This window comes from Bifidobacterium rousetti (assembly GCF_008698235.1).
Lineage (GTDB): Bacteria > Actinomycetota > Actinomycetes > Actinomycetales > Bifidobacteriaceae > Bifidobacterium > Bifidobacterium rousetti.
The window spans coordinates 156,756-176,894 of the sequence record NZ_PEBH01000005.1 but is presented as its reverse complement, the minus strand read 5'-3'; the positions used below and the strand labels follow the sequence as shown (position 1 = coordinate 176,894).

Genomic DNA, 20,139 nt, shown 5'->3' with positions numbered 1-20,139 from the left:
GCGGTAGCCTTCTTGACCTCGTCGGCGGTCGCGTTCTGGTTGGCGGCGACCTTCTTGGCCTCGGTCAGAGCTCCGGAGAATGTCTTCCACGATTCGGAGGTGTAATCCTGCTCGTTGAGCTTCTCCGCATCCGTGATGGCGTCGCTCAGAGCCTTCTTGTCCGCATCAGTCGGGGCGGGCTTGAGATCCTTAATCGCGTCGTTCAACGAACCTGTTGCAGCATCGACGCGGGTCCGGGTGGCGTTGCCGTCGCCCTGCACCGTCTGCGCGTAACCAAGCTGCTTCTGCATCTCGGCCCACGAATCCGGCGTGTACTTGGCCGCATCGTTCTTCATCGCATCCGCGTTGGCGATGGCCTCGCCAAGCTTGGACTTGTCGACGGAACCAGCAGCGGGCTTCGCCTCGACGGTCACCTCCACGGTGGTCGTGTTGCCGTTGACGGTCGCGGTGATGTTGGCCTTACCAGTTGTCTCCCCCGCGGTGACCTTACCGTTCTCGACCTTCACGACCGTCTCATCGGAGGACGCCCACGTCACCGTTCCGGTGGCGCCTTCGGGCTGAATGGTCGCCTCAAGATCCGCGGAACCGCCCTCAGTCAGAGACAGCGTACTGTTCTTGGTCTGATTGTCCACACCGAGGCCCGCGCCCGAGATGATGACGCCGGTCGCCGGAACATCGACCTTGTTGACGGTGATCTCGACCGTAGCTGACTTATCGCCCGCGGTCGCGGTGATCGTGGCGGTGCCAGCCGCAATCGCGGTGACCTTGCCATCCTTGACCGTCGCGACCCCGTCATCGGAAGAAGTCCACGTCACGTTCTTGTCGGTCGCGTTGTCCGGCGTCACCGTGGCGGTGAGAGTTGCGGGCTTGCCCGCATCCACCGCCAGCTTGCCGTCCTTGACTCCGTCGCCGGAAATGGTCACGGACTCGACCGGAACGGTGATGGCCGTGCCGCTCACGGTCACGACGAACGAACGGCGCTCGATGCGCTTGTTCGAATCGTAGGCGAAGTACGACAGCTCGTACTGGCCCGGTTTCGTGGTGTCCACGGAACCGAACACCGTGCGATCGCTCTTCGCGACGGCCTTACCATCGCAGGTGATGGACACGCCGTCCCACCGATCATACTTGTTGGACTTGGACACCGGCACGGTCTTGCCCTCGGCCCTGGTGGTGTCATCGTCGTTATACGGCTTGCCAATCGTCTTGCCGTCGACGGTGAACTCGGGAGTGCAGTACTTGTTGGGCTGGCCAGGATCGGTGCCACCGCCGTTCTGTGTGCGAGTGAGCTCATCCCACTTGAAGTCGTCCGGCTTCTGCCACGGGATGACGATCACCCTGAACTTGCCGGAGCCCGGGTTGAAGGAGATGTCGTTCTGGACATTGCCATCCGCCGGCACCTTGACGGTTTCATCCGTGTAGTAGGAGCCACCTTCAGGCCAAGATCCGTCATCATTCTGGCGGGTCACGTACACGGTGACGATCTGCCCTTTATACGCGGACAGGTCGGGCGTGAACGAATCGTTCTCCGTCGTGGTGTCGACGGACACCAAGTTCTTGTTCTGGTTCGCTACGCTCAGCTTGTCGTTCGCGACCACCTGGGGACGGACCGTCACCACATACTCCGATGCGGCCGTTCCATTCTTGCCCTTGACGGAGGCCTTCAGCCAGTACACGCCCGGCTTCGACGTGTCGAGCGCACCCTCGATCTTGACTTGGTCCTTCAGATCGGTGCCATCGGCATCCACCGCGGCAAACGCGCTCTTGATACGATCCATGGTCAGCCAGGTATCGCCGACCGTAATGCTGGTGTTACTGTTCCACGACGTGAAGCGCGGCCCGTTCTGCTGGTTCAGCGGCTGCGGATCGCCATCCACAAGCTTCACGGCACCGAGACTCCCCAGACGCAGATACTTGATGTTCTGATCGGCGACCACCGCATTGACGAAATCATCGAAATCGGAGTCCTTCGTGAACTTCGAGAGGTCGATCGTCGCTTCACCCTTATCGTTCGTCTGCCAATCGCCTCGCAGGTATTCGGACCATTCGTAAGTAGCCTGATCCGGCTGCCGCAGGCACTGATCATCGTTGCGGACACCATCCTGATGGAACGTGGTGCAGGCCTCGATCGAGAGATCCTCTTGATAGGTCTTGCCGCCCCATCCGTAAGTGAAGAACTTCAGGCTCTTGATGGCGTTCGCGTCACGCTTCACCTCATCGACGTGGAAGACGCCGGAACCGCTCGACCGTCCCCACTGCGCGTACAGCGTGCCATACTTAGGCCACTTCACAGCGCCGCTTGTGGTACGCGGCGCGTCCACGACACGGAACTTGTCGCCCGTGCCGCTCCTGAACACATAGGCATCACCGGAACCGTCCTTCTCCGAATTCCATGTGAAGAAGGAACCACGATAGCTGTCGTTGAAGTAGGCGGAATTGGGGCTGTAGACCCGATAGAAGTTCGGCGCCTCTGATGTATCCCCATGCGCATCGCTCCAAGTCTTCCGTGGATTCAGATCCGGATTCCAGGCGTCACCGTTCTTCGTGCCCTGAATCTCGGAAGGATACGGCTTGATCGCGTCGAGCGTCGTGTTGTAATCCCAGAGGTAATCCGACGTATGGCCGTCGAGATTCCAATCCAGCTTCACGTTACCGTCCGATGCGGCTGCCGGTGCCGCGGCTTCGGAGGATTTCACCGTGGTTTCCGCGTCGGCGGCATTGGCGGTGGAGGACACCACCATGCCGGTAGCCAACATGGCCAACGCGGACACCACACCGACGATTCTGGCGACAATGCCGCCTCTGATGTGACCCTGTGTCATGGGTCGCCCCTTTCTCTTCATGTCCTTATGTATGAGGACACTCGGCTACCAGTTCACCCCCCCCCCCGAGACAATTCCGCCCACAATTCGGGCACTTTGGAAGCGCCGTGAGATGGCTCCGACACAATCCCGCCACTCACCAAACATAAAACGATTGACGCCCGCTGAACGGCAACACCGCCACAACCCGAACGCACCGGGGACCAACCCACAAAGGAACTAGCGAGAGACACCCGTCACCACATCGCGCGTACCTCTCGCAAGACCTGCCTCAGTGAGAGATACCAGTCACCACACCACATACGGCTCTCGCCAACAACCAGCCCAGCGAGAGACACCCGTCACCATCACGCACACATGTCTCGCTGGCCCATCCCCAGCGAGACATTTTCGTTATCATCCCGCATTCATCTCCCACTGGCACCATACTCAGCGAGACACATCCGTCACCACCCAGCACGCGTCTCTCACTGACCCCACCCCCGCGAGACACATCCGTCACTATCCCGCATCCACCTCTTGCGAGTAACGCCCCAGCGAGAGATGATCATTACCAATCGACACTTATGTCTCGCCAAGCCTGACTGAGCGAGAGGTTTTCAATAGCCGCCAGCCCACAGCTATCAACTGCCCGCCCCAGACAACCAGCCCACCAGTCAGCTCAGCCACCAATCACCAGCCGCCGATCAGCTCGGCAAGCGACAACAGCCTACGAGCCCACGCTTACTTGTTCACCTTGGGCTGGAGGCCTGCGGAGTTGGCTACGGCGGTGGTCTGGCCGCAGACGGCGAGCCAGTTGGCGAGGAGGCGGTAGCCGTCCTGGGTCATCACGGATTCGGGGTGGAACTGGACCGCGTACATCGGCTTGCCCTTGACGCGGATGCCCTGCACGATGTGGTCGCCCTGCGTCCACGCGGTCACCTCAAGCGTGTCCGGCACGGAATCGGGCTCGACGGCGAGCGAGTGGTATCGCGTGGCGGTCATCGGGTTGGCGACGCCGGCGAAGATCTCGTCGTCAACGTGCTCGACGAGGCTGGTCTTGCCGTGCATGATCGTCGGCGCGTGATCGACCGTGCAGCCGTACACCTCGGCGAGCGCCTGCAGTCCGAGGCACACGCCGAACATCGGCTTGTTCTGGCGGGCGCACAGTCGGATCATATCCTCGCTGGCGCCGGATTCGGCCGGGGCGCCGGGGCCGGGCGAGATCAGCACACCGTCGTAGCCGTCGGTCACATGCTCGTCAGACGGGTCGACGACGTCGTTGCGCACCACGTCGACGGTGGCGCCGAGCGTCTTCAGGTATCCGACGATCGTATAGACGAACGAATCGTAGTTGTCGACCACGAGGATGTGCGCGGAATCGGTCACGATGGCTCCTTACAGATGACGGGACGTCCCTGCGCCCGGTGACCGGCAACGCATGCGCGCGGTGGTGCGGGGAGGGCGATTGCTGTCAGTCTAGTGCACCGCCCCAACGCGACGCCGCCCGATGCACCGCTGACGGACAGCGTGACAGCGTGCGTCTCTCCCCCAGTCGACTTCGTCGACAGCCCCCTCATCAGAGGGAGCCAACCACCCCCGAACATCCCCCGAATAAGTGCGGCTACTGCTGAACGGCCACGTAGTTGCTCATCTGCTGCAGCATCGGGATGTTGGCGGCGGCCCACGGGAACGTCCATTGGAACAGCGCGCCGACCGCCGCGACGACGAGCAGCGCGGTGAGCACGACGCGGATCGGCAGCACGCCGGGCTGGAGACGCCACAGCGCGCCGTACAGGCTCGCGTCGGGCCTGCGGCGTCGCCCCGCGCGGATGTCGGCGAGCAGCGGCCAGCGCCATGCGACGGCGGCCGCGATCGCGAGCACCGACCAGATCACCAGCGCGCCGATCACGTACGGCTGGAGCGAGCCGAGCCGGGCGGGCAGCGACATCTCCGTCCCGCTGGTGTTCGCGAACCGCACCGTGCCGGCGGAGTCGGTGACGGCGAGTTCCTGCGGCACGCCGTCGGAGACCTTCGCCCAGTATTTGAGTTCGCCCCATGCGATCCAGCGGTGGGTGGCGGTCGTGTATTTCGGCTCGCAGGTGGTGAGCGTGATCATGCGTTTGGTCGGCTGCGCGTTCTGCCCGGACACGTCCGGCGTCGGGTTCGGCGCGACCACCCACACGTCGGTCGGGTCGACGATCTGATAGCTCGTGTACGTGTACACGTACCAGTAGTCCTGTGTGCGGATGACGATCGGGTCGCCGTTCTGGAGTTTGTCGATGTCGCCGAGCGGTTCGCCGTAGCCGGATCGATGCCCGGCAATCGCGAAGTTGCCGACCGCGCCCGGCATCTGCGTGGTCTGGTAGTGGCCGAGTCCGTGGCGCGCGAGCTGTTCGGCGTCGGTGCCTTCGACGATGTTGCGCTGCCAGCCCTGACCGAATCGCGGTATGTACAGTTGCGCGATCAGGTCGCCGTAGTTGGCGCTTTGCGGCTGGACGGGGGCGTCGCCCGACTGGGCCGGCGCGACCTTCGTGCCCGTGCCGCCGTCGCCGTCGCTCGAGCCGCCCGATGTACCGTCCGATCCGCCCGGAGCGGACCACGAGACCTGTTCACGCGTCTCGGCCTGCGTGCGTTCGGCCTGCACGCCGGTCCACCACATCTGCCACGCGATGTACAGCGCGCAGATCACGGCCATGGTGATGAGCAGCTCCGCGAGGATGCCGACCGCCTGCCACGCCGGATTGCGGCGCGAGGCGGATCGCGTGCCGATCGTCCTGTTCGCGCTATGCCTCATCGAACGTCACTCCCCCTGCGTGCCGGCGGTCGAGCCGGTCGTGCCATCTGCGCCTGATGCATCACCCGACGCACCGGTTGACGAACCGGACGCGCCGCCCACGACGGTCGCGTACTTGAGCGGCGACAGCAGCGACGCGGTCTCGTCGAAATGCAGATCCTTCTTCCGCTCGACCTTCCAGCCGAGGCCGAACGCGCTAACGTACTGCTTGTAGATGCCGATCGCGGGCGAATCGTCGAGCGCCTTGACGAGGCTGTCCTGATCGCCGATCGCGTAGATCGTGAACGGCGGCGAGTATTTCTTGCCGTGCAGCGAGACGACGTTGCCCGAGCAGATCACGGCGGAGTTGAACAGCATGCGCTGATCCATGAACATCATCGACGTGGCGCCGCCCGTCCATAGCGCGTTGATCACCGATTCGATGTCCTGCTGGTGGATCACGTACTTGTCGATGTCCTCGCTGGAACCGGACGAGTCGATCGCCTGCTCCCACATCGGCGAATCATCGAGCGTGACGGCGACGCCCGCGCCATCCACGGCGGGCAGGGTCGCGCCGGAACCGGCGTCGTTGGCCGTGGCGTCGCTGCCGTTCTTCGCGACGACGTCGGTGAGGGTGCTCACGTCCGCACTGAGCTTCTCGACTTCGGCGTTGAGTCCGTTGACCTCGTCGACGCGCTGTTCGATGAGTCCGGCGGTGTCCGAGTTGACGGTGGCGGTGCGGTTGAAGCGCAGGTTCGTCATGAACAGGTATCCGGTGAGCGCGACGACGAGCATCACCGCGACGCCGCCCGCGAAGGAGCGTTTCGCGCTGTGCCGTCCGCCTCCGTGCCTGGCCATGGCCGCCCGCCTTTCCCTCACGCCGGAAAAACCCGAGTCTATCTATACATACGACCACGCACTGCACAGTATGGCCGCACAGTATGGCCGCCAATATGCGGTATTGTTCGCCGCGTTCGAGTGTAACCACTATTATGACTTCTAGCCTATAGAACTTGAATGGAGACTACGCTGATGGCTGACGAAGAGCTGGACAACAACTCGAAGGAACAGAAGGACTGGCAGTCCGATACGGAGAAGGCGACGGACGCGGACACCGCGGGACTCGTCGACATGGACAAGGTCGAGGCCGTCCTCAACGCCACCGCCGACAAGTCCTCGATGACCCCGCAGATGCAGCGCATGATGGCGCGTCAGGAGGAGAACACCCGCCGCGTCGAGGAGACGATCAAGGGCACCAAGTCGAACCCGCGCTGGTTCGTGCCGCTGTTCTGCATCCTGATGGTGATCGGCCTGATCTGGGTCGTCACCTACTACCTGACCTCCAACTACCCGATCCCGAACATCGGTGGCTGGAACCTGCTCATCGGCTTCGTGATCATCATGATCGGCTTCATCATGACGATGTGGTGGCGCTGAGCGCGTCGATCCTTTCGCCGGGGCAGCGCTTCCGCTGCGATCGTATCCGGCATCAGTCAAGGGGCTGGACCGTTATCAACGGTTCCGGCCCTTTGTCGTATACGGAGATATTCCGGGAGCATGTGAAAGCATCCGGAGGTATCCGAAAGTATCCGAAACAGAGTGGCTACCGCAGCCATCCCCTCAATTCATCACCTGCATCGGCGGACAATCACATAACAGTCGCCACCCCTCACGGAGTTGTGCACATGCCACCCGCGAAGTAATCCACAGGTTATCCACAGCCAAAAACGTTGGAATTTCAACGATTATGGATTGTTATCCACAAGTTATCCACTACTTATCCACTGATACGTAGTGGTTATCCCCAAACTATCCACCGGATTGCACCGAGTTATCCACATTCCGTGGTTGTTTTCCCTTGTTCGCCCGTAATTCGGACGCCCGCGGCTTCGGGTTTTCCACACAGGAGGGCGCGACGGCCACTTGCCCACCGGAATCACCCGTCTGTGGATAAGGGCCTGTACACATATCCACAATTCAAAATCGTTGAAATTTCAATGATTCTTAACCAAAAGTGGGGTTGCGCACATCGGTTTTCCACCACAACCCCACTGTTATCCCCAAGTTATCCACATGGTTTTCCACATCCTGTGGAAAACCACATGCGTGTAATTCACACTACATGTAGTGGGACGCCGTCAAGACGCCCACTAACTACATTCCCATGCAGACAATTCACTCACGTCTTCCCTTGGCTCCCCTTGTCAGGGGAGCTGGCCCGCTTTGCGGGTCTGAGGGGTAGTCAATTCACCAACGAATGCACGGCGCGCAAGACGCTACATCACACCCAGCAGGCACACCCACGCGATCGCGACAAGCGACGCGACGACGAACCCGCCGTAGATCCACATGCGCTGGTTGAACGAGCGGCCACGCAGCGCGGGCACGCCGGCGACCAGCAGCCACGTCAGCACGCCGCCGGCGATGAACCCGCCGACATGCGCCTGCCACGCGATACCGCCGACCAGGAACGGCAGCAGGATGTTGATACCCATCCACACCATCATCGAGGTGATGTCGGCGCCGACGCGGCGGTAGACGACCAGGATCGCGGCGAACAGACCGAACAGCGCGCCCGAGGCACCGTACGCGGCCATCCCCCAATCGCCGGTCACACTCGCCCACACGACAAGCCCGACCGCGCCGCCGAACCCGGAGACCAGATAGAGGACGAGATACTTCCAGTGGCCCATCAGACGCTCCAGCTCGGGGCCGACCGAATACAACGCGATCATGTTGAACAGGATGTGCATGATGTTCGGCGCATGCAGGAACAGCGCCGTGAACCACGCCCACGGTCGGGTGAAGATCGTGTACGGCATCACCATGCCGGAGCCGACGAACAGCGAGAACAGGGTCGGCGAAAGCAGACGCAGCAACACCTCGACCAGCCACACGGCCACGCACGCGACGATCAGCGCCTTGGTGACGACCGGGCCGTTGTTCCTCCACTCGTACGCGATCTGACGTTTCGTGGGCAGGTTCGGCAGTTTCATTCCCATGGGACGCAAGTCTATCGGCAGACGATCCCCGCCTCCCGACGTTACCCGCGGCCACCCGTTGCCCGTTCCTTCCGAAGCGTTGGGCGCGTTCCCACCCAATCCTCACAAAATCGTGCCTATGATGGGGAGCAAGGTCGTCTCTGAACGAACAGAACGACGAGAATGGGAAAGGAGCCGTCATGGAGAACAAGTCCTCGAACGGTTGGAAGTTCTTTGCATTGCTGTTTGGCGCGCTGCTCGCCGGCTTGGTGGGCCTGTACATCTACAAGCAGCAGAACCCGGATTACGATCCGTGGGAGGAGCCGTGGGAGAACAGCTCCTCGCCGGTCGACCTGGGTCTCGACAAGGCCAAGGACGAAGCCAAGGATGAGTCCGCTCCGGCCGACGACGCCCCCGAGGCCGCTCCCGCCGAAGCCTGATTCTCGTCCCGCAGTCACCGTCGCGGATTCCCACAGCTTGTTCTCACGACGGGGAGTCCGACAACACAAGTCCTGCGCCACTGAAGTGGCACAGGACTTTTTCATGCCCGCATCCCCCATCGGAACTTCATTGGGATCCGCCCCCGTCGGAACCCGCACCCTCGTCGGAACCCGCATCCTCGAACTGTTGCTTCACGCGGAAACATCACTTCCCCGCCCCTCCCGCTCGTCACAACGTCCGATGCTGCGGTATCGGACGTTCCGCCCCGGGAAACCCCGCGAAATCGTCCGATACTACGGTATCGGACGTTTCGGCGCCCATACGAGGGCGCGAAATGGCCGATCCTATAGGATCGGACGCCAGATAGGGCCGGATAGGGGCCGGAAACATCCGATCCTACAGGATCGGCCGGCGCGTAGGAGGGGTTAAACGAGTAAGGTCCCGCACCCTACTCACATAGGGGGCGGGACCTTGTCGTAGTTCAGTCACTCAGTCACGCGCGAGCGGAGCGAGTCGATTGACGTGTGCGGAAACCGTCGTCCGAAACCGAAGGCGTACAAAGGTACGTCGAGGTTGAGGAAAGACGGTATACGCTCCGTCAGTCGGCGAGCGGAGCGAGTGTGATTATGCGTGTGGCCTCTAGGCGCAGAGGGTGAAGGCGTACAAAGGTACGTCGAACCCTCTGCGCCGACGAGGACACTCCATAATCACGCGAGCGGACCGGTGTGCCAGATGTCCTTGAGGTAATCCTCGATCGAGCGGTCGGAGCTGAAGAAGCCGGAGTTCGCCACGTTGAGCAGGGCCTTGCGGTTCCACTCGAGCTGGTCCTGGTACAGCTTCTCGATCTCGGACTGGATGTCGACGTAGGAGGTGAAGTCGGCGAGGGTCATGAACCAGTCCTTGGTCAGCCAGTCGGCGACGAGCGGCGCGTAGGCGTTGCGGTCACCGTTGGAGAAGGTGCCGTTGGCGACGAGGTCAATGGCGTGCTTCAGGCGAGGATCGGCCTCGTAGTACTTGGCCGGATCGTAGTCGTTGGCGTACTGCTCCTCGACCTCGTCGACGGTCATGCCGAAGAGGAAGAAGTTCTCGGCGCCGACGCGCTCACGGATCTCGACGTTCGCGCCATCGAGGGTGCCGACGGTCAGAGCGCCGTTCAGGGCGAACTTCATGTTACCGGTGCCGGAGGCCTCCTTACCGGCCTGGGAGATCTGCTCGTCGAGCTCGGTGGCCGGGATGAGGTTCTGGGCCATCTCGATGTTGTAGTTCGGGAGCATGTAGACGGCGAGCTTGCCCTTGAGGTCCGGGTCGTTGTTGATGACGCGGGAGACGTTGTTGATCAGCTCGATGGTCAGCTTGGCCAGGTAGTAGCCCGGGGCGGCCTTCGCGCCGAAGAACACGGTGCGCGGCTGCAGGTCCTCGACGGAGGCGGAGCCGTTCTTGATGGCGGCGTACTGGGAGATGGTGGCCAGGATCTTCAGGCTCTGGCGCTTGTACTCGTGCAGACGCTTGACCATCGTGTTGAACAGGGTGTTCTCGTCGACGTCGATGCCGTAGTGCTGCTTGGCGAAGCCGACGAAGGAGTGCTTGTTGGCCTGCTTGACGGCGGCGAACTTCTTGACGAACTCGTCGTCCTTGGCCAGCGGGACGAGGCCCTGCAGCAGCTCGAGGTCGGACAGCCACTTGTCGGTGCCGAGGCCCTCGGTGATGAGGTCGGACAGGCCCGGGTTGGCGAGCTTGATGAAGCGACGCGGGGTGACGCCGTTGGTGACGTTGGTGAACTTGGTCGGGTAGACGTCGGAGAAGTCCTTCAGGGTGACGTCCTTGAGCAGCTGGGAGTGCAGGGCGGCCACGCCGTTGACGTGGGAGCCGCCGTAGGTGGCGAGGTAGGCCATGCGGACGGAGTCGCCGGTGTAGATGCGCATGCGCTCGATGGTCTCGTCGTCGACGCCCTTGCCCTTGAGCTCGTCCTCGAACTGCGCGTTGATCTTCTCGATGATCTCGAGGTGACGCGGCAACAGCTCGCCGATGAGGTCGGCGGACCAGACCTCGAGGGCCTCCGGCAGCAGGGTGTGGCAGGTGTAGTTGAAGGTCTTCACCGTGATGTTCCACGCGGTGTCCCAGTCGTAGCCGTACTCATCGATGAGGATGCGCATGAGCTCCGGGATGCCGATGACCGGGTGGGTGTCGTTGAGCTGGAACGTGATCTTGTCCGGGAAGGTGGTCAGATCCGGCTTGTCCTGACCCGGGTAGAAGACGCGGATGGCGTCGTGCAGGGAGGCGGCGACGAAGAAGTACTGCTGCTCGAGGCGCAGCTCCTTGCCGACCTTGGTGGAATCCTCCGGGTAGAGGACCTTGGAGATGTCCTCGGCCTTGACCTGCGGCTTGACGGCGTCGAGGTACTCGCTCTTGTTGAAGGTGAGCAGGTCGAACTCGTCGTAGGACTTGGCGGTCCACAGGCGCAGGGTGTTCACGCGCTGGGACTTGTAGCCCGGCACGAGGTAGTCGACCGGGACGGCGCGCACGGACCAAGCCGGCTTCCAGACCTTCTTGCCGTCCTCCTCGACGACCTCACCGCCGAAGGAGACCTTCTGGTCGCGGTTGTAGTCGACGTGGCCCCACGGCTCCTCGTTGTTCAGCCAGTAGTCCGGGGTCTCCACCTGCTTGCCGTTCTCGTCGAACGTCTGCTTGAAGATGCCGTAGCGGTACTGGATGCCGTAGCCGAAGGCCGGCACGCCGAGGGATGCGAGGGAGTCGACGTAGCAGGCGGCGAGACGGCCGAGACCGCCGTTGCCGAGGCCCGGCTCGTACTCGGCGTCGACGATGTCCTTCGGCTGGAAGCCGAGGGCCTCGACGGCGGAGTCGAACTGGTCGGTCAGGCCCGCGTTGAGCAGGGCGTTCTCGAGCTGCTTGCCCATGAGGAACTCAGCGGAGAAGTAGCCGACGGCCTTGGTGTTGCCGTTGACCATGTCGGACTGGGTCTTGAACCAGGAGTCCGCGAGGTGGTTGCGGACGGCCTTGGAGGCGGCGACGTAGACATCGGCGGCGGTCGCCTGCTCGGGGGTGACGCCCTGGGTGTACTTCAGCTGTTCACGAATCTCGTCGGCGAACTGCTCAGCCGTGACGGGAGACTTCGGTGCAGTGATCTCGGTCATGTTATTTTGTTTCCTTCCGGGATGGAACTTCCCTGACCATGATAAGGCGCGATATTGGCCGCCTTTCAACCCATACATGAACAGTGCGTTACATTCCGCACCGCCTCGTGCATACGTTGTCATAGGCCTTTCTCAACAGATTACTACGTAGTACGGCCAAGTACGGAGGACGCATGGAGAACGCATGGAGAACACGGAGGACGCCATACAATGGCGCACATGGCTGTGATTCTGGAAAAAGACCTGACCCGCGGGCGAGAGGCGTTCGCCTCATGGCGGGACGCGGCGCGGGATGCAGCGCGGAAAACGCTGGATGAGGCGGCTGGCGGGACGGCTGACGAGACGCCAGCTCCGGCCGTCGTGCGACTCGCCATCGCCCCGAAACTGCCGCGCCCGACGATGGCGATGGCGGTGCGTTATTCGCTGTTCCTGCTGGAACGCAAGGCGCCCGGCCCCGGCGTGGAGGTGCGCGTAGCGCCGTGGGGCGCGATCAAGATCCTCGACGGGCCCGCCTCGGACCCGCATAACCTCACCCCGCCGGACGTCATCGAGCTCGATCCGGACGTGTGGCTGCGCCTCGCGGCCGGCATCACCTCATGGGATGAGGAGAAGGAAGCCGGGCACATCAGCGCGGTCGGCGAGCGCGACGATCTCGGCTGGCTGCTGCCGCTGTGATCCATGTGATCCATGTGGCCCCGAACAGGACGCGCGCCGCAAGAGCCGCGGGGATCGGGAAATCAGAAAAACGGGGATGAGTGGTTCAGCCCCGCTCGACTCACGCCTTGTGCGGCTTGAGCGCGCTCGGCATAGGCATCGGGATGGGCTTGTGCGGCACCGGCTTCGCGCTGGTCTTGCTCGCCTTGGGGAATTCGCCGCTGGTGGCCTTCGCGGCCGCCTCGGCGGCCCACTTGGCGTACTCGTCCAGATCGTCATCGCTGCGGGAGGAGCCGGACGCGGCGCCCTTGGCGTCGGCGTCATCGGCCTTCATCTCCGACGCGGTGGCCCCGGCGGTCGCGGTCGGATCAACCGCACCCGCGGCGTCCGAATCCTCGTCCGCATAGTGAGAAGAATACTGGTCCTCGATGTCGGCGAAGGGGTCGATCGAACCGGTTCCCGGCTCCTGACCGCTCAATTCCTTGGCAAGCTCATCGTAATCGGTGTCGGTAGTCAGATATTTGAGCTTACGAGCTATCTTCTGCTGCTTGGCTTTCTGACGTCCGCGGCCCATGTGACCCCCTGAGAATAATGCTTGCTATCAATTCATCACATAGAAGAGTACCACTTGTTGGAATACTTGGGCTTGTCGGCTCGCGCTTTTACGATAAAAGCGATATTTTGCACGGTTTTGACACAACCTGATCATCACCTTTGATCGCCGAAACCATCGAAACGATTCGAAAAGGACGAAACGTATGACGGACGAAACGCAGGAGCCGCAGATCACGGCCGCGGGCAACGAGATGAGCGCCAGCTTCCTGGCGGCGAAGAAGCGCTCGGACGCGACGCTGGCCAAGCTCGAGGCCGAGCCGGGCAAGTTCACGATGCTCACCGGCGACCGTCCGACCGGCCGCCTGCACCTGGGCCACTACTTCGGCTCCATCAAGGAGCGCGTGGCGATGCAGAACAAGGGCGTGCACTCCAACATCATCATCGCCGACTACCAGGTGATCACCGACCGCGATACCACCGAGCACATCCAGGACAACGTCCTCAACCTCGTGCTCGACTACATGGCCGCCGGCATCGACCCGAAGAAGACGATGATCTACGCGCACTCCGCCGTGCCGGCCGAGAACCAGCTGCTGCTGCCGTTCCTCTCGCTCGTCACCGAGGCCGAGCTGCACCGCAACCCGACCGTCAAGTCGGAGATGGAGGCGTCCGGCCACGCACTGACCGGCCTGCTGCTCACCTACCCGGTGCATCAGGCGTGCGACATCCTGTTCTGCAAGGCGAACGTCGTGCCGATCGGCAAGGACAACCTGCCGCACATCGAGATCACCCGCACCATCGCCCGCCGCTTCAACGAGCGCTACGCGAAGAAGCACCCGGTGTTCCCGGAGCCGGCCGCGATCCTGTCCGACGCGCCGGAGATCCCGGGCCTCGACGGACGCAAGATGAGCAAGTCGTACGGCAACTCGATCATGCTGGGCGCCACCGCCGAGGAGACCGCCAAGCTCATCAAGAAGAGCCCGACCGACTCCGAGCGCGCCATCACGTTCGACCCGATCAAGCGCCCGCAGGTCTCCGCGCTGCTCACCACCGCGGGCCTCGTCACCGGCCGCGACCCGAAGGAGATCGCCGACGAGATCGGCGCTTCGGGCGCCGGCGCGCTCAAGGCGTACGTCATCGAATCGGTGAACAACTTCCTCGCCCCGCACCGCGAGCGCCGCGCCGAGCTCGCCAAGGACATGGACTACGTGCGCGACGTGCTGCATGACGGCAACAAGCGCGCCAACGAGATCGCCGAGGCGACCCTCGACGAGGTGCGCGAGGCCATGGGCATGAAGTACTGAGCGGCTGAGGCGCTGAGGCCCGAAGTTCCGCGGCGCCAGCCGTGCTATCTGCGTTATGAGGGGTACTTCGGAGGTCTTGCGGAGCTCTATCTCGCTTACGAGGGGTACCTATGTCAGGTATCAAGGCCCGGAAATGGCTTGGTCGCAACGAGGTCAAGCCGTTTTCGGGCCTTGATACTTCGGACCGATACCCCTCGTAAGCGAGATAGAGCTCCGCGACAAGCCGAAAGTACCCCTCATAACGCAGATAGCCGAGACTTACCGAGGGTCCACGCAACGAGGGCGGCAATCCACGGCAATCCACGTCGATTCCTAATGCCGCGTATAAGGAATTTCAGCCCCTGCGTCTAGGTCTTCTCCGGCATATCGGCTCCTCACCCAGGCTCCTCACCTAGGCAATGAGGCGTCCGTTTCTGCAAATCCGACAACCCACACTCATCCGCCCGTTCCCGGGTCCAGCAGTGGCGTGAATCCGATTCGCGCGTAGAGGGGTTTACGTCGGCGGCTCCTGCCGTCACAGATCCGGCGCACGGTCATTCTTTCCGTCAACGGCACAATCGCCCCCGTGACCTCGTATATCCTCTCGGCCACTCTGCCGGCCAAGGTCGCTTCGACGGTGTCATTGCCGAGATCCGTCGCCGTCACTTGGACGTATTTCCATCCCGCGTCTTCAAGCGCCTGCCGCCGCTTGACGTCGTTCAGCCACTGCCCCGCGTGATGGGAGCCATCGTATTCGACGCAGATTCTGAACTCGGGATACGCAAGATCGAGATACATGGGTTTCCCGCCTCCGACTGACACCGGATAGTTCACCCGAGGGCAATCCAGTCCGTATTTCATCAAAACCAACCGCGTGCGCGTCTCCATTGAGGAATCGGTCCCTTCCCGAAGCATCGGGAGGACGCGACGGCATTCGGCATACCCCTTGAACATCCGGCATTGTCGGCCGATCTCTCGTTCCTGTTGGGCGTAGTCCTCGGCACCGTCGAGATATAGGCCCAACTCCTCCACTGTCGCCCGGCACAGACGCCGGTCTCGTCTCATCATGGACTCACCCAGCACGATAAGCTCCTCGGCGTCCACGCAGGCGGCGAACATCGCCCATGTGCATGCCGGGGATGTGCAGGCGAACTGCCGTTCGACCATGACGGTGTCCATCGGGAACCGCCATATCACCGCGTCGATGCCCTCGACCCGATATTTGCGATTCGCATGTGGAACGGCTACCGTGACATGTCCACATTGTTGGCCGGAGTATTCGGTGAGGCTGTGATCCGGAGGCCGCGATTGCTGTCGTGGTCGTCGCAGCCGCTGTGGTCGCTGCAGCCGTCGTGGTCGCAACGGCATACGCGGCAATTCGATCGCCATTAGTTCCAGGGCCGTAGACAAGGCGTATGGAGGCCGCCAATCCGTACGGCGCTGAATCGCGGCGCATGTCTCCATGCGACGATATTTCACTTCCGTCAGTTCGACCAACGCCATCGAATCGCCCATGAGAGTTCCTCCTCCTCGCACGACTCCGTGCGGGTTCCCGTCCCAGCGCGCCCTATCATCCCCACTGACAGGTTGTGATCTTCAACTTGGGCGGGGATCACGCGGTTTGTGGAGCGCCTATTTCATTGAACCCAGACTACGGCGCATCGGGTAATTGCGTTGCCGTCAGGAAACATGCTGTGCGCAACTGAAGAGATTTGTGGATAACACGGGCGTGGGAAGCCCGTACCGGAAGTCTGGCATGTGATTCTCAATACTCGCTGGTTCCATCGGTCGAAAAGATCGTCCTTCCCTCACGCACGGCAGTGGCACCATATCGGTATGGGCAACGATCTGAACATCATCAACGCGCGTATTCCCGGTGGCGACGCGCATGTTGACCTCGGCATCCGTGACGGACGTATCGTCTCCGTTACGCCGTCGCGAGGTGCTTTGGCGTCCTTCGCGCCTTCGTCCGACTCTGCCGCCGTCGACGCCGCCACCGACTCCGCCACCACCATCGACGCCGATGGCCTGTGGGTCATCCCCGGCCTGTGGGACTGCCATACGCACTTCACCCAGTGGTCGAAGACCCTCGGCCGCCTCGACCTGATCGACGCCCGGTCGGCCGACGAGGCGATGGCGATGCTTCGCACGCATCTTGACGAACGCCGCGCCGCAGGTACACTCGACCCGAATGCGTTCGTGGTGGGCATGCGGTTCCGTCACTCGCTGTGGTCCGACGATCAGCAGCCCACGTTGGCTGCGATCGATGCGGTGACCGGCGAGCAGCCGGTCGCGCTTTCCAGCGCCGACATGCACTGCGGATGGGTGAACTCGGCGGCGGGCCGACGACTTGGCGTCCATATGGATGAGGAGACCGGACTCGTCGGCGAGCTCGAATGGTTCGACGCCTACACTCAGTTCGACAAGGCGCCGGGGGCTGCCGAGGAGACCGACCGTCTGCTTCGTGAGGCCGAGTGGGATGCGGCCGGCAAGGGCGTGGTCGGCATCCGCGATTACGAAATGGCCGAGAACATCGATACGTGGACCGCCCGCTTCGCCTCCGGCATCGACCGGCTGCGCGTTATGGCCGGCGTGTACCCCGAGCGCCTGCAACGGGCCATCGACGACGGCTGGCGTACCGGCGAGGAACTGCCCGGATCGCGGGGGCTCGGCACGGTCGGCGCGATGAAGCTCATCTCGGATGGTTCGCTCAACACCCGTTCCGCCTACTGCTCGACCCCGTATTCGGGGATCGAACCGCCGACCTACGGCACGCTGAGCTATACGCCGCAGCAGATCGAGGAGTACATGCGGCTCGCCACCGAGCATGGTTTCGACATCGCGTGCCACGCGATCGGCGACGATGCGAACACCATCGTGCTCGACGCCGCCGAGCATACGCACGCCCACGGGTCGATCGAGCACGCGCAGCTGCTCAAGCGCGCCGACATCCCGCGGCTCGCGTCCCTCGGACTCGACGCGAGCATCCAGCCGCAGCATGCGATGGACGACCGCGATGTGATCACCCGCTTCTGGGCGCATCCGGCCGGCATCCCCTATGCATTCCGATCGCTGTACGACGCGGGCACGCGGCTGCGCATGGGGTCGGACGCTCCGGTCGCGCCGCTCGACCCGTGGATGGCGATCTCCGCGGCGGTGTTCGGCACGGAGAACTCCGATCGAGAGCCGTTCCAGCCTGAGCAGTGCTTGCCGGTCGACGTGGCATTGGCCGCATCCACGGCGGCCGGTCGCGATCGGCTCGAAGCCGGCGATCCGGCCGACCTTGTGCTGCTGGACGCCGACCCGTACGCGACCCGGACGCCGGAGGAGATGCGCGCCATGCCCCGGCATGTGGCGATGACGTTCGTCGCGGGGGAGCGGACCCGCTGAAATACCTTGCATGTTGCAACGTCTTACGTTGAACCCATTCGACCCCAACGAAAATTGGTACAAAGCCGCAACCATGACTCAGCAACCGGCTCCCCATAGACGCCCGCAGCTGCCCCATGGCTATCTGCGCGCTATCTGCGTTATGAGGGGTACTTTTGGACTGTCGCGGACATCTATCTCGCTTATGAGGGGTACCTGCCCGAAGTATCAAGGCCCGGAAACGGCTTGACCTCGTTGCAGCCAAGCCGTTTCCGGGCCCGTATACCTGACATAGGCACCCCTCGTAAGCGAGATAGATGTCCGCAGAAGCCGCGATATACCCCTCATAACGAAGATAGCCCGACAAGCACCGGGATTCGCTTAGCGAAGAGGCCATTAGAGCACCTGACCCACCGGGCTCCCTAAGCCTAAGCTAAGCTATTCACCTATATTCACCGTAAGCTATTCGCCGCGACGCGGGTTGACCTCGGATTCCATGGCCTGCATCGGCTCGTCGACGAGTACGGTGCCGGAGGGCAGGGTGCCGGGAAGCGGATCGTCCATGTAGTGGTCGAACTCGTAGAGCATGCGATCGTCCGGACGCTCCGTGAGCAGCGAGACCACGACGATGCACGCCAGCGAGATGAGGAACGCGGGCAGCAGCTCGTAGATCGCGAACACGCCGCCCAAGGGCTTGACGAAGTTGTGCCACACGAGCACCGCCGCGGTGCCGGAGATCATGCCGGCCACCGCGCCGGCCTTGTTGGCGCGGCGCCAGTACAGCGCGCACAGCATCAGCGGCCCGAACGAGGCGCCCAGTCCGGCCCACGCGTAGGAGACGACCTGGAAGATCGACGAGTTCTGGTCGTACGCGACAAGGATGCCGAACAGGAACATGACGATCAGGGTCAGACGCGCCACGATCATGACCTGACGGTCCGTGGCCTTGCGGTGCAGGAGCCCGCGGAAGATGTTCTCGCCCATCGCGGAGGCGCCGATGATCATGTACGACGAGCTGGAGCTCATCGAGGCGGCGAAGATGCCGGAGACGACGATGCCGCACACGAAGCTTGGCAGCAGGGTCTGCGCGAGCACGATGAAGATGGTCTCCGCGTCGCCCGAGGTGAGCAGGTGCGTCGGCATCATCGCACGTCCGACCAGGCCGATGCACACCGCGCTGGCGAGCGAGAGCATGCACCACGAGGTCGCGATGATGCGCGACTTGCGCACCTCCTCGACGCTGCGGATCGACAGGAAGCGCACGAGCACCTGCGGCATGCCGAAGTAGCCGAGGCCCCATGCGAGCATCGAGATGATGGTGATGACGCCGTAGTCGGCCGGCGCGCCGAACACCGCCTGACCAGCCTCGACGATCTGCTGGCCGGACACCGGGTCGAGCTGCGGCACCGCGATCTGCGTGCCGGAGAGGAATCCGGGGATCGCACGCAGGAACGCGACCGTGTTGCCGATGCCGCCCGCGGAGGCCACCGTGCCGATGAACACGACGGCGAGCGCGAAGAACATGAGCATGCCCTGGATGAAGTCGGTCATCACGACCGAGAGGTATCCGCCGACGATGGTGTACACGAACACGACCAGCGCGCCGACGACCATCATGATGTGGTAGTCGAAGCCGAAGAGCGCGTGGAACAGCTTGCCGACCGTCACGAAGCAGCTGCCCACGTACACGCAGAAGAACACGAGGATGATGAGCGCCGCGATCGTCGAGATCACGCCGCGGCGGTCATGGAAACGCTTGGCGAAGAAGTCGGGGATGGTGATCGCGTCGCCGGCCACGACCGAGTAGCGGCGCAGTCGCCGGGCGACGAGCTTCCAGTTGAGGTAGGTGCCGAGCGCCAGTCCGATGGACGTCCACATCGGGTCGGTGGCGCCGGTGAAGTAGGCGAGGCCGGGCAGTCCCATGAGCAGCCAGCCGGACATGTCGGACGCCTCGGCGGAGAGGGCCGTCAGCCACGGTCCGACGCCGCGGCCGCCGGCGAAGTACTCCTTCGACGAGGAGTTCGATCGTTTCGAATAGATGAATCCGATGGACAGCATGGCCGTGAAGTAGATGACCATGGCCAGCAGGATCCAGAAATCGGCGTTGACCACAAAAACTCCTATCAG

At 62.8% G+C, this 20,139-nt stretch carries 14 protein-coding genes (1 of these 14 cut by a window edge); 5 read left to right on the top strand and 9 right to left on the bottom strand.

The features are described from left to right. The 4 genes from CSQ85_RS07090 to CSQ85_RS07075 form a co-directional block, all read right to left on the bottom strand. Nucleotides 1-1,778 carry the 5' portion of an Ig-like domain-containing protein gene (locus tag CSQ85_RS07090; protein ID WP_449495015.1) on the bottom strand. 1,021 nt of this gene lie to the left of the window's left edge, so the window shows 1,778 of its 2,799 coding nt (coding positions 1-1,778); it begins with the start codon at nucleotides 1,776-1,778; its stop codon lies beyond the left edge, outside the window. A 1,767-nt stretch (nucleotides 1,779-3,545) separates the two neighbouring features. After that, the gene (locus tag CSQ85_RS07085) at nucleotides 3,546-4,190 is read right to left on the bottom strand and encodes an anthranilate synthase component II (protein ID WP_150383465.1); all 645 of its coding nucleotides are present in this window, start codon (nucleotides 4,188-4,190) and stop codon (nucleotides 3,546-3,548) included. 235 nt (nucleotides 4,191-4,425) lie between these two features. Continuing rightward, the gene (locus CSQ85_RS07080) at nucleotides 4,426-5,598 is read right to left on the bottom strand and encodes a class E sortase (RefSeq protein ID WP_150383464.1); all 1,173 of its coding nucleotides are present in this window, start codon (nucleotides 5,596-5,598) and stop codon (nucleotides 4,426-4,428) included. 6 nt (nucleotides 5,599-5,604) lie between these two features. Continuing rightward, entirely contained in the window at nucleotides 5,605-6,435 is an 831-nt protein-coding gene (locus CSQ85_RS07075) for a DUF881 domain-containing protein (RefSeq protein ID WP_150383463.1), read from the bottom strand. 174 nt (nucleotides 6,436-6,609) lie between these two features. Between CSQ85_RS07075 and crgA the strand changes: the two genes are divergently transcribed. Further along, on the top strand, nucleotides 6,610-7,014 hold the full coding sequence (crgA, locus tag CSQ85_RS07070; RefSeq protein WP_150383462.1) for a cell division protein CrgA: 405 nt from the start codon (nucleotides 6,610-6,612) through the stop codon (nucleotides 7,012-7,014). 839 nt (nucleotides 7,015-7,853) lie between these two features. On the opposite strand, the gene CSQ85_RS07065 is transcribed toward crgA, so the two are convergent. After that, nucleotides 7,854-8,579, bottom strand: coding sequence for a rhomboid family intramembrane serine protease (locus tag CSQ85_RS07065; RefSeq protein WP_150383461.1), 726 nt, complete (start codon nucleotides 8,577-8,579; stop codon nucleotides 7,854-7,856). A 179-nt stretch (nucleotides 8,580-8,758) separates the two neighbouring features. On the opposite strand from CSQ85_RS07065, the gene CSQ85_RS07060 reads away from it, so the two are divergent. After that, the gene (locus tag CSQ85_RS07060) at nucleotides 8,759-8,998 is read left to right on the top strand and encodes a hypothetical protein (RefSeq protein ID WP_150383460.1); all 240 of its coding nucleotides are present in this window, start codon (nucleotides 8,759-8,761) and stop codon (nucleotides 8,996-8,998) included. Between the two features lie 708 nt (nucleotides 8,999-9,706). Here the strand turns inward: CSQ85_RS07060 and CSQ85_RS07055 are convergent. After that, complete coding sequence (locus CSQ85_RS07055; protein ID WP_150383459.1) at nucleotides 9,707-12,151, bottom strand: glycogen/starch/alpha-glucan phosphorylase; 2,445 nt, start codon at nucleotides 12,149-12,151, stop codon at nucleotides 9,707-9,709. Between the two features lie 219 nt (nucleotides 12,152-12,370). On the opposite strand from CSQ85_RS07055, the gene CSQ85_RS07050 reads away from it, so the two are divergent. Then, nucleotides 12,371-12,826: a sterol carrier family protein gene (locus tag CSQ85_RS07050; RefSeq protein ID WP_150383458.1), complete on the top strand. Its 456-nt coding sequence runs from the start codon at nucleotides 12,371-12,373 to the stop codon at nucleotides 12,824-12,826. Nucleotides 12,827-12,926: 100 nt separating this feature from the next. Here the strand turns inward: CSQ85_RS07050 and CSQ85_RS07045 are convergent, their stop codons facing one another. Further along, entirely contained in the window at nucleotides 12,927-13,379 is a 453-nt protein-coding gene (locus CSQ85_RS07045) for a DUF3073 domain-containing protein (RefSeq protein ID WP_150383457.1), read from the bottom strand. A 184-nt stretch (nucleotides 13,380-13,563) separates the two neighbouring features. On the opposite strand from CSQ85_RS07045, the gene trpS reads away from it, so the two are divergent. Continuing rightward, a complete protein-coding gene (gene trpS, locus CSQ85_RS07040) occupies nucleotides 13,564-14,664 on the top strand; it encodes a tryptophan--tRNA ligase (protein WP_150383456.1) in 1,101 nt (366 codons plus the stop codon). Nucleotides 14,665-15,099: 435 nt separating this feature from the next. Here trpS and CSQ85_RS07035 read toward each other — a convergent pair whose 3' ends face one another. After that, nucleotides 15,100-16,158: a DUF559 domain-containing protein gene (locus CSQ85_RS07035; RefSeq protein ID WP_150383455.1), complete on the bottom strand. Its 1,059-nt coding sequence runs from the start codon at nucleotides 16,156-16,158 to the stop codon at nucleotides 15,100-15,102. A gap of 321 nt (nucleotides 16,159-16,479) precedes the next feature. Between CSQ85_RS07035 and CSQ85_RS07030 the strand changes: the two genes are divergently transcribed. Further along, a complete protein-coding gene (locus CSQ85_RS07030; protein ID WP_150383454.1) occupies nucleotides 16,480-18,033 on the top strand; it encodes an amidohydrolase in 1,554 nt (517 codons plus the stop codon). Between the two features lie 441 nt (nucleotides 18,034-18,474). Here CSQ85_RS07030 and CSQ85_RS07025 read toward each other — a convergent pair whose 3' ends face one another. After that, entirely contained in the window at nucleotides 18,475-20,091 is a 1,617-nt protein-coding gene (locus tag CSQ85_RS07025) for a sodium/proline symporter (RefSeq protein ID WP_150383494.1), read from the bottom strand. Between the last annotated feature and the right edge of the window lie 48 nt (nucleotides 20,092-20,139).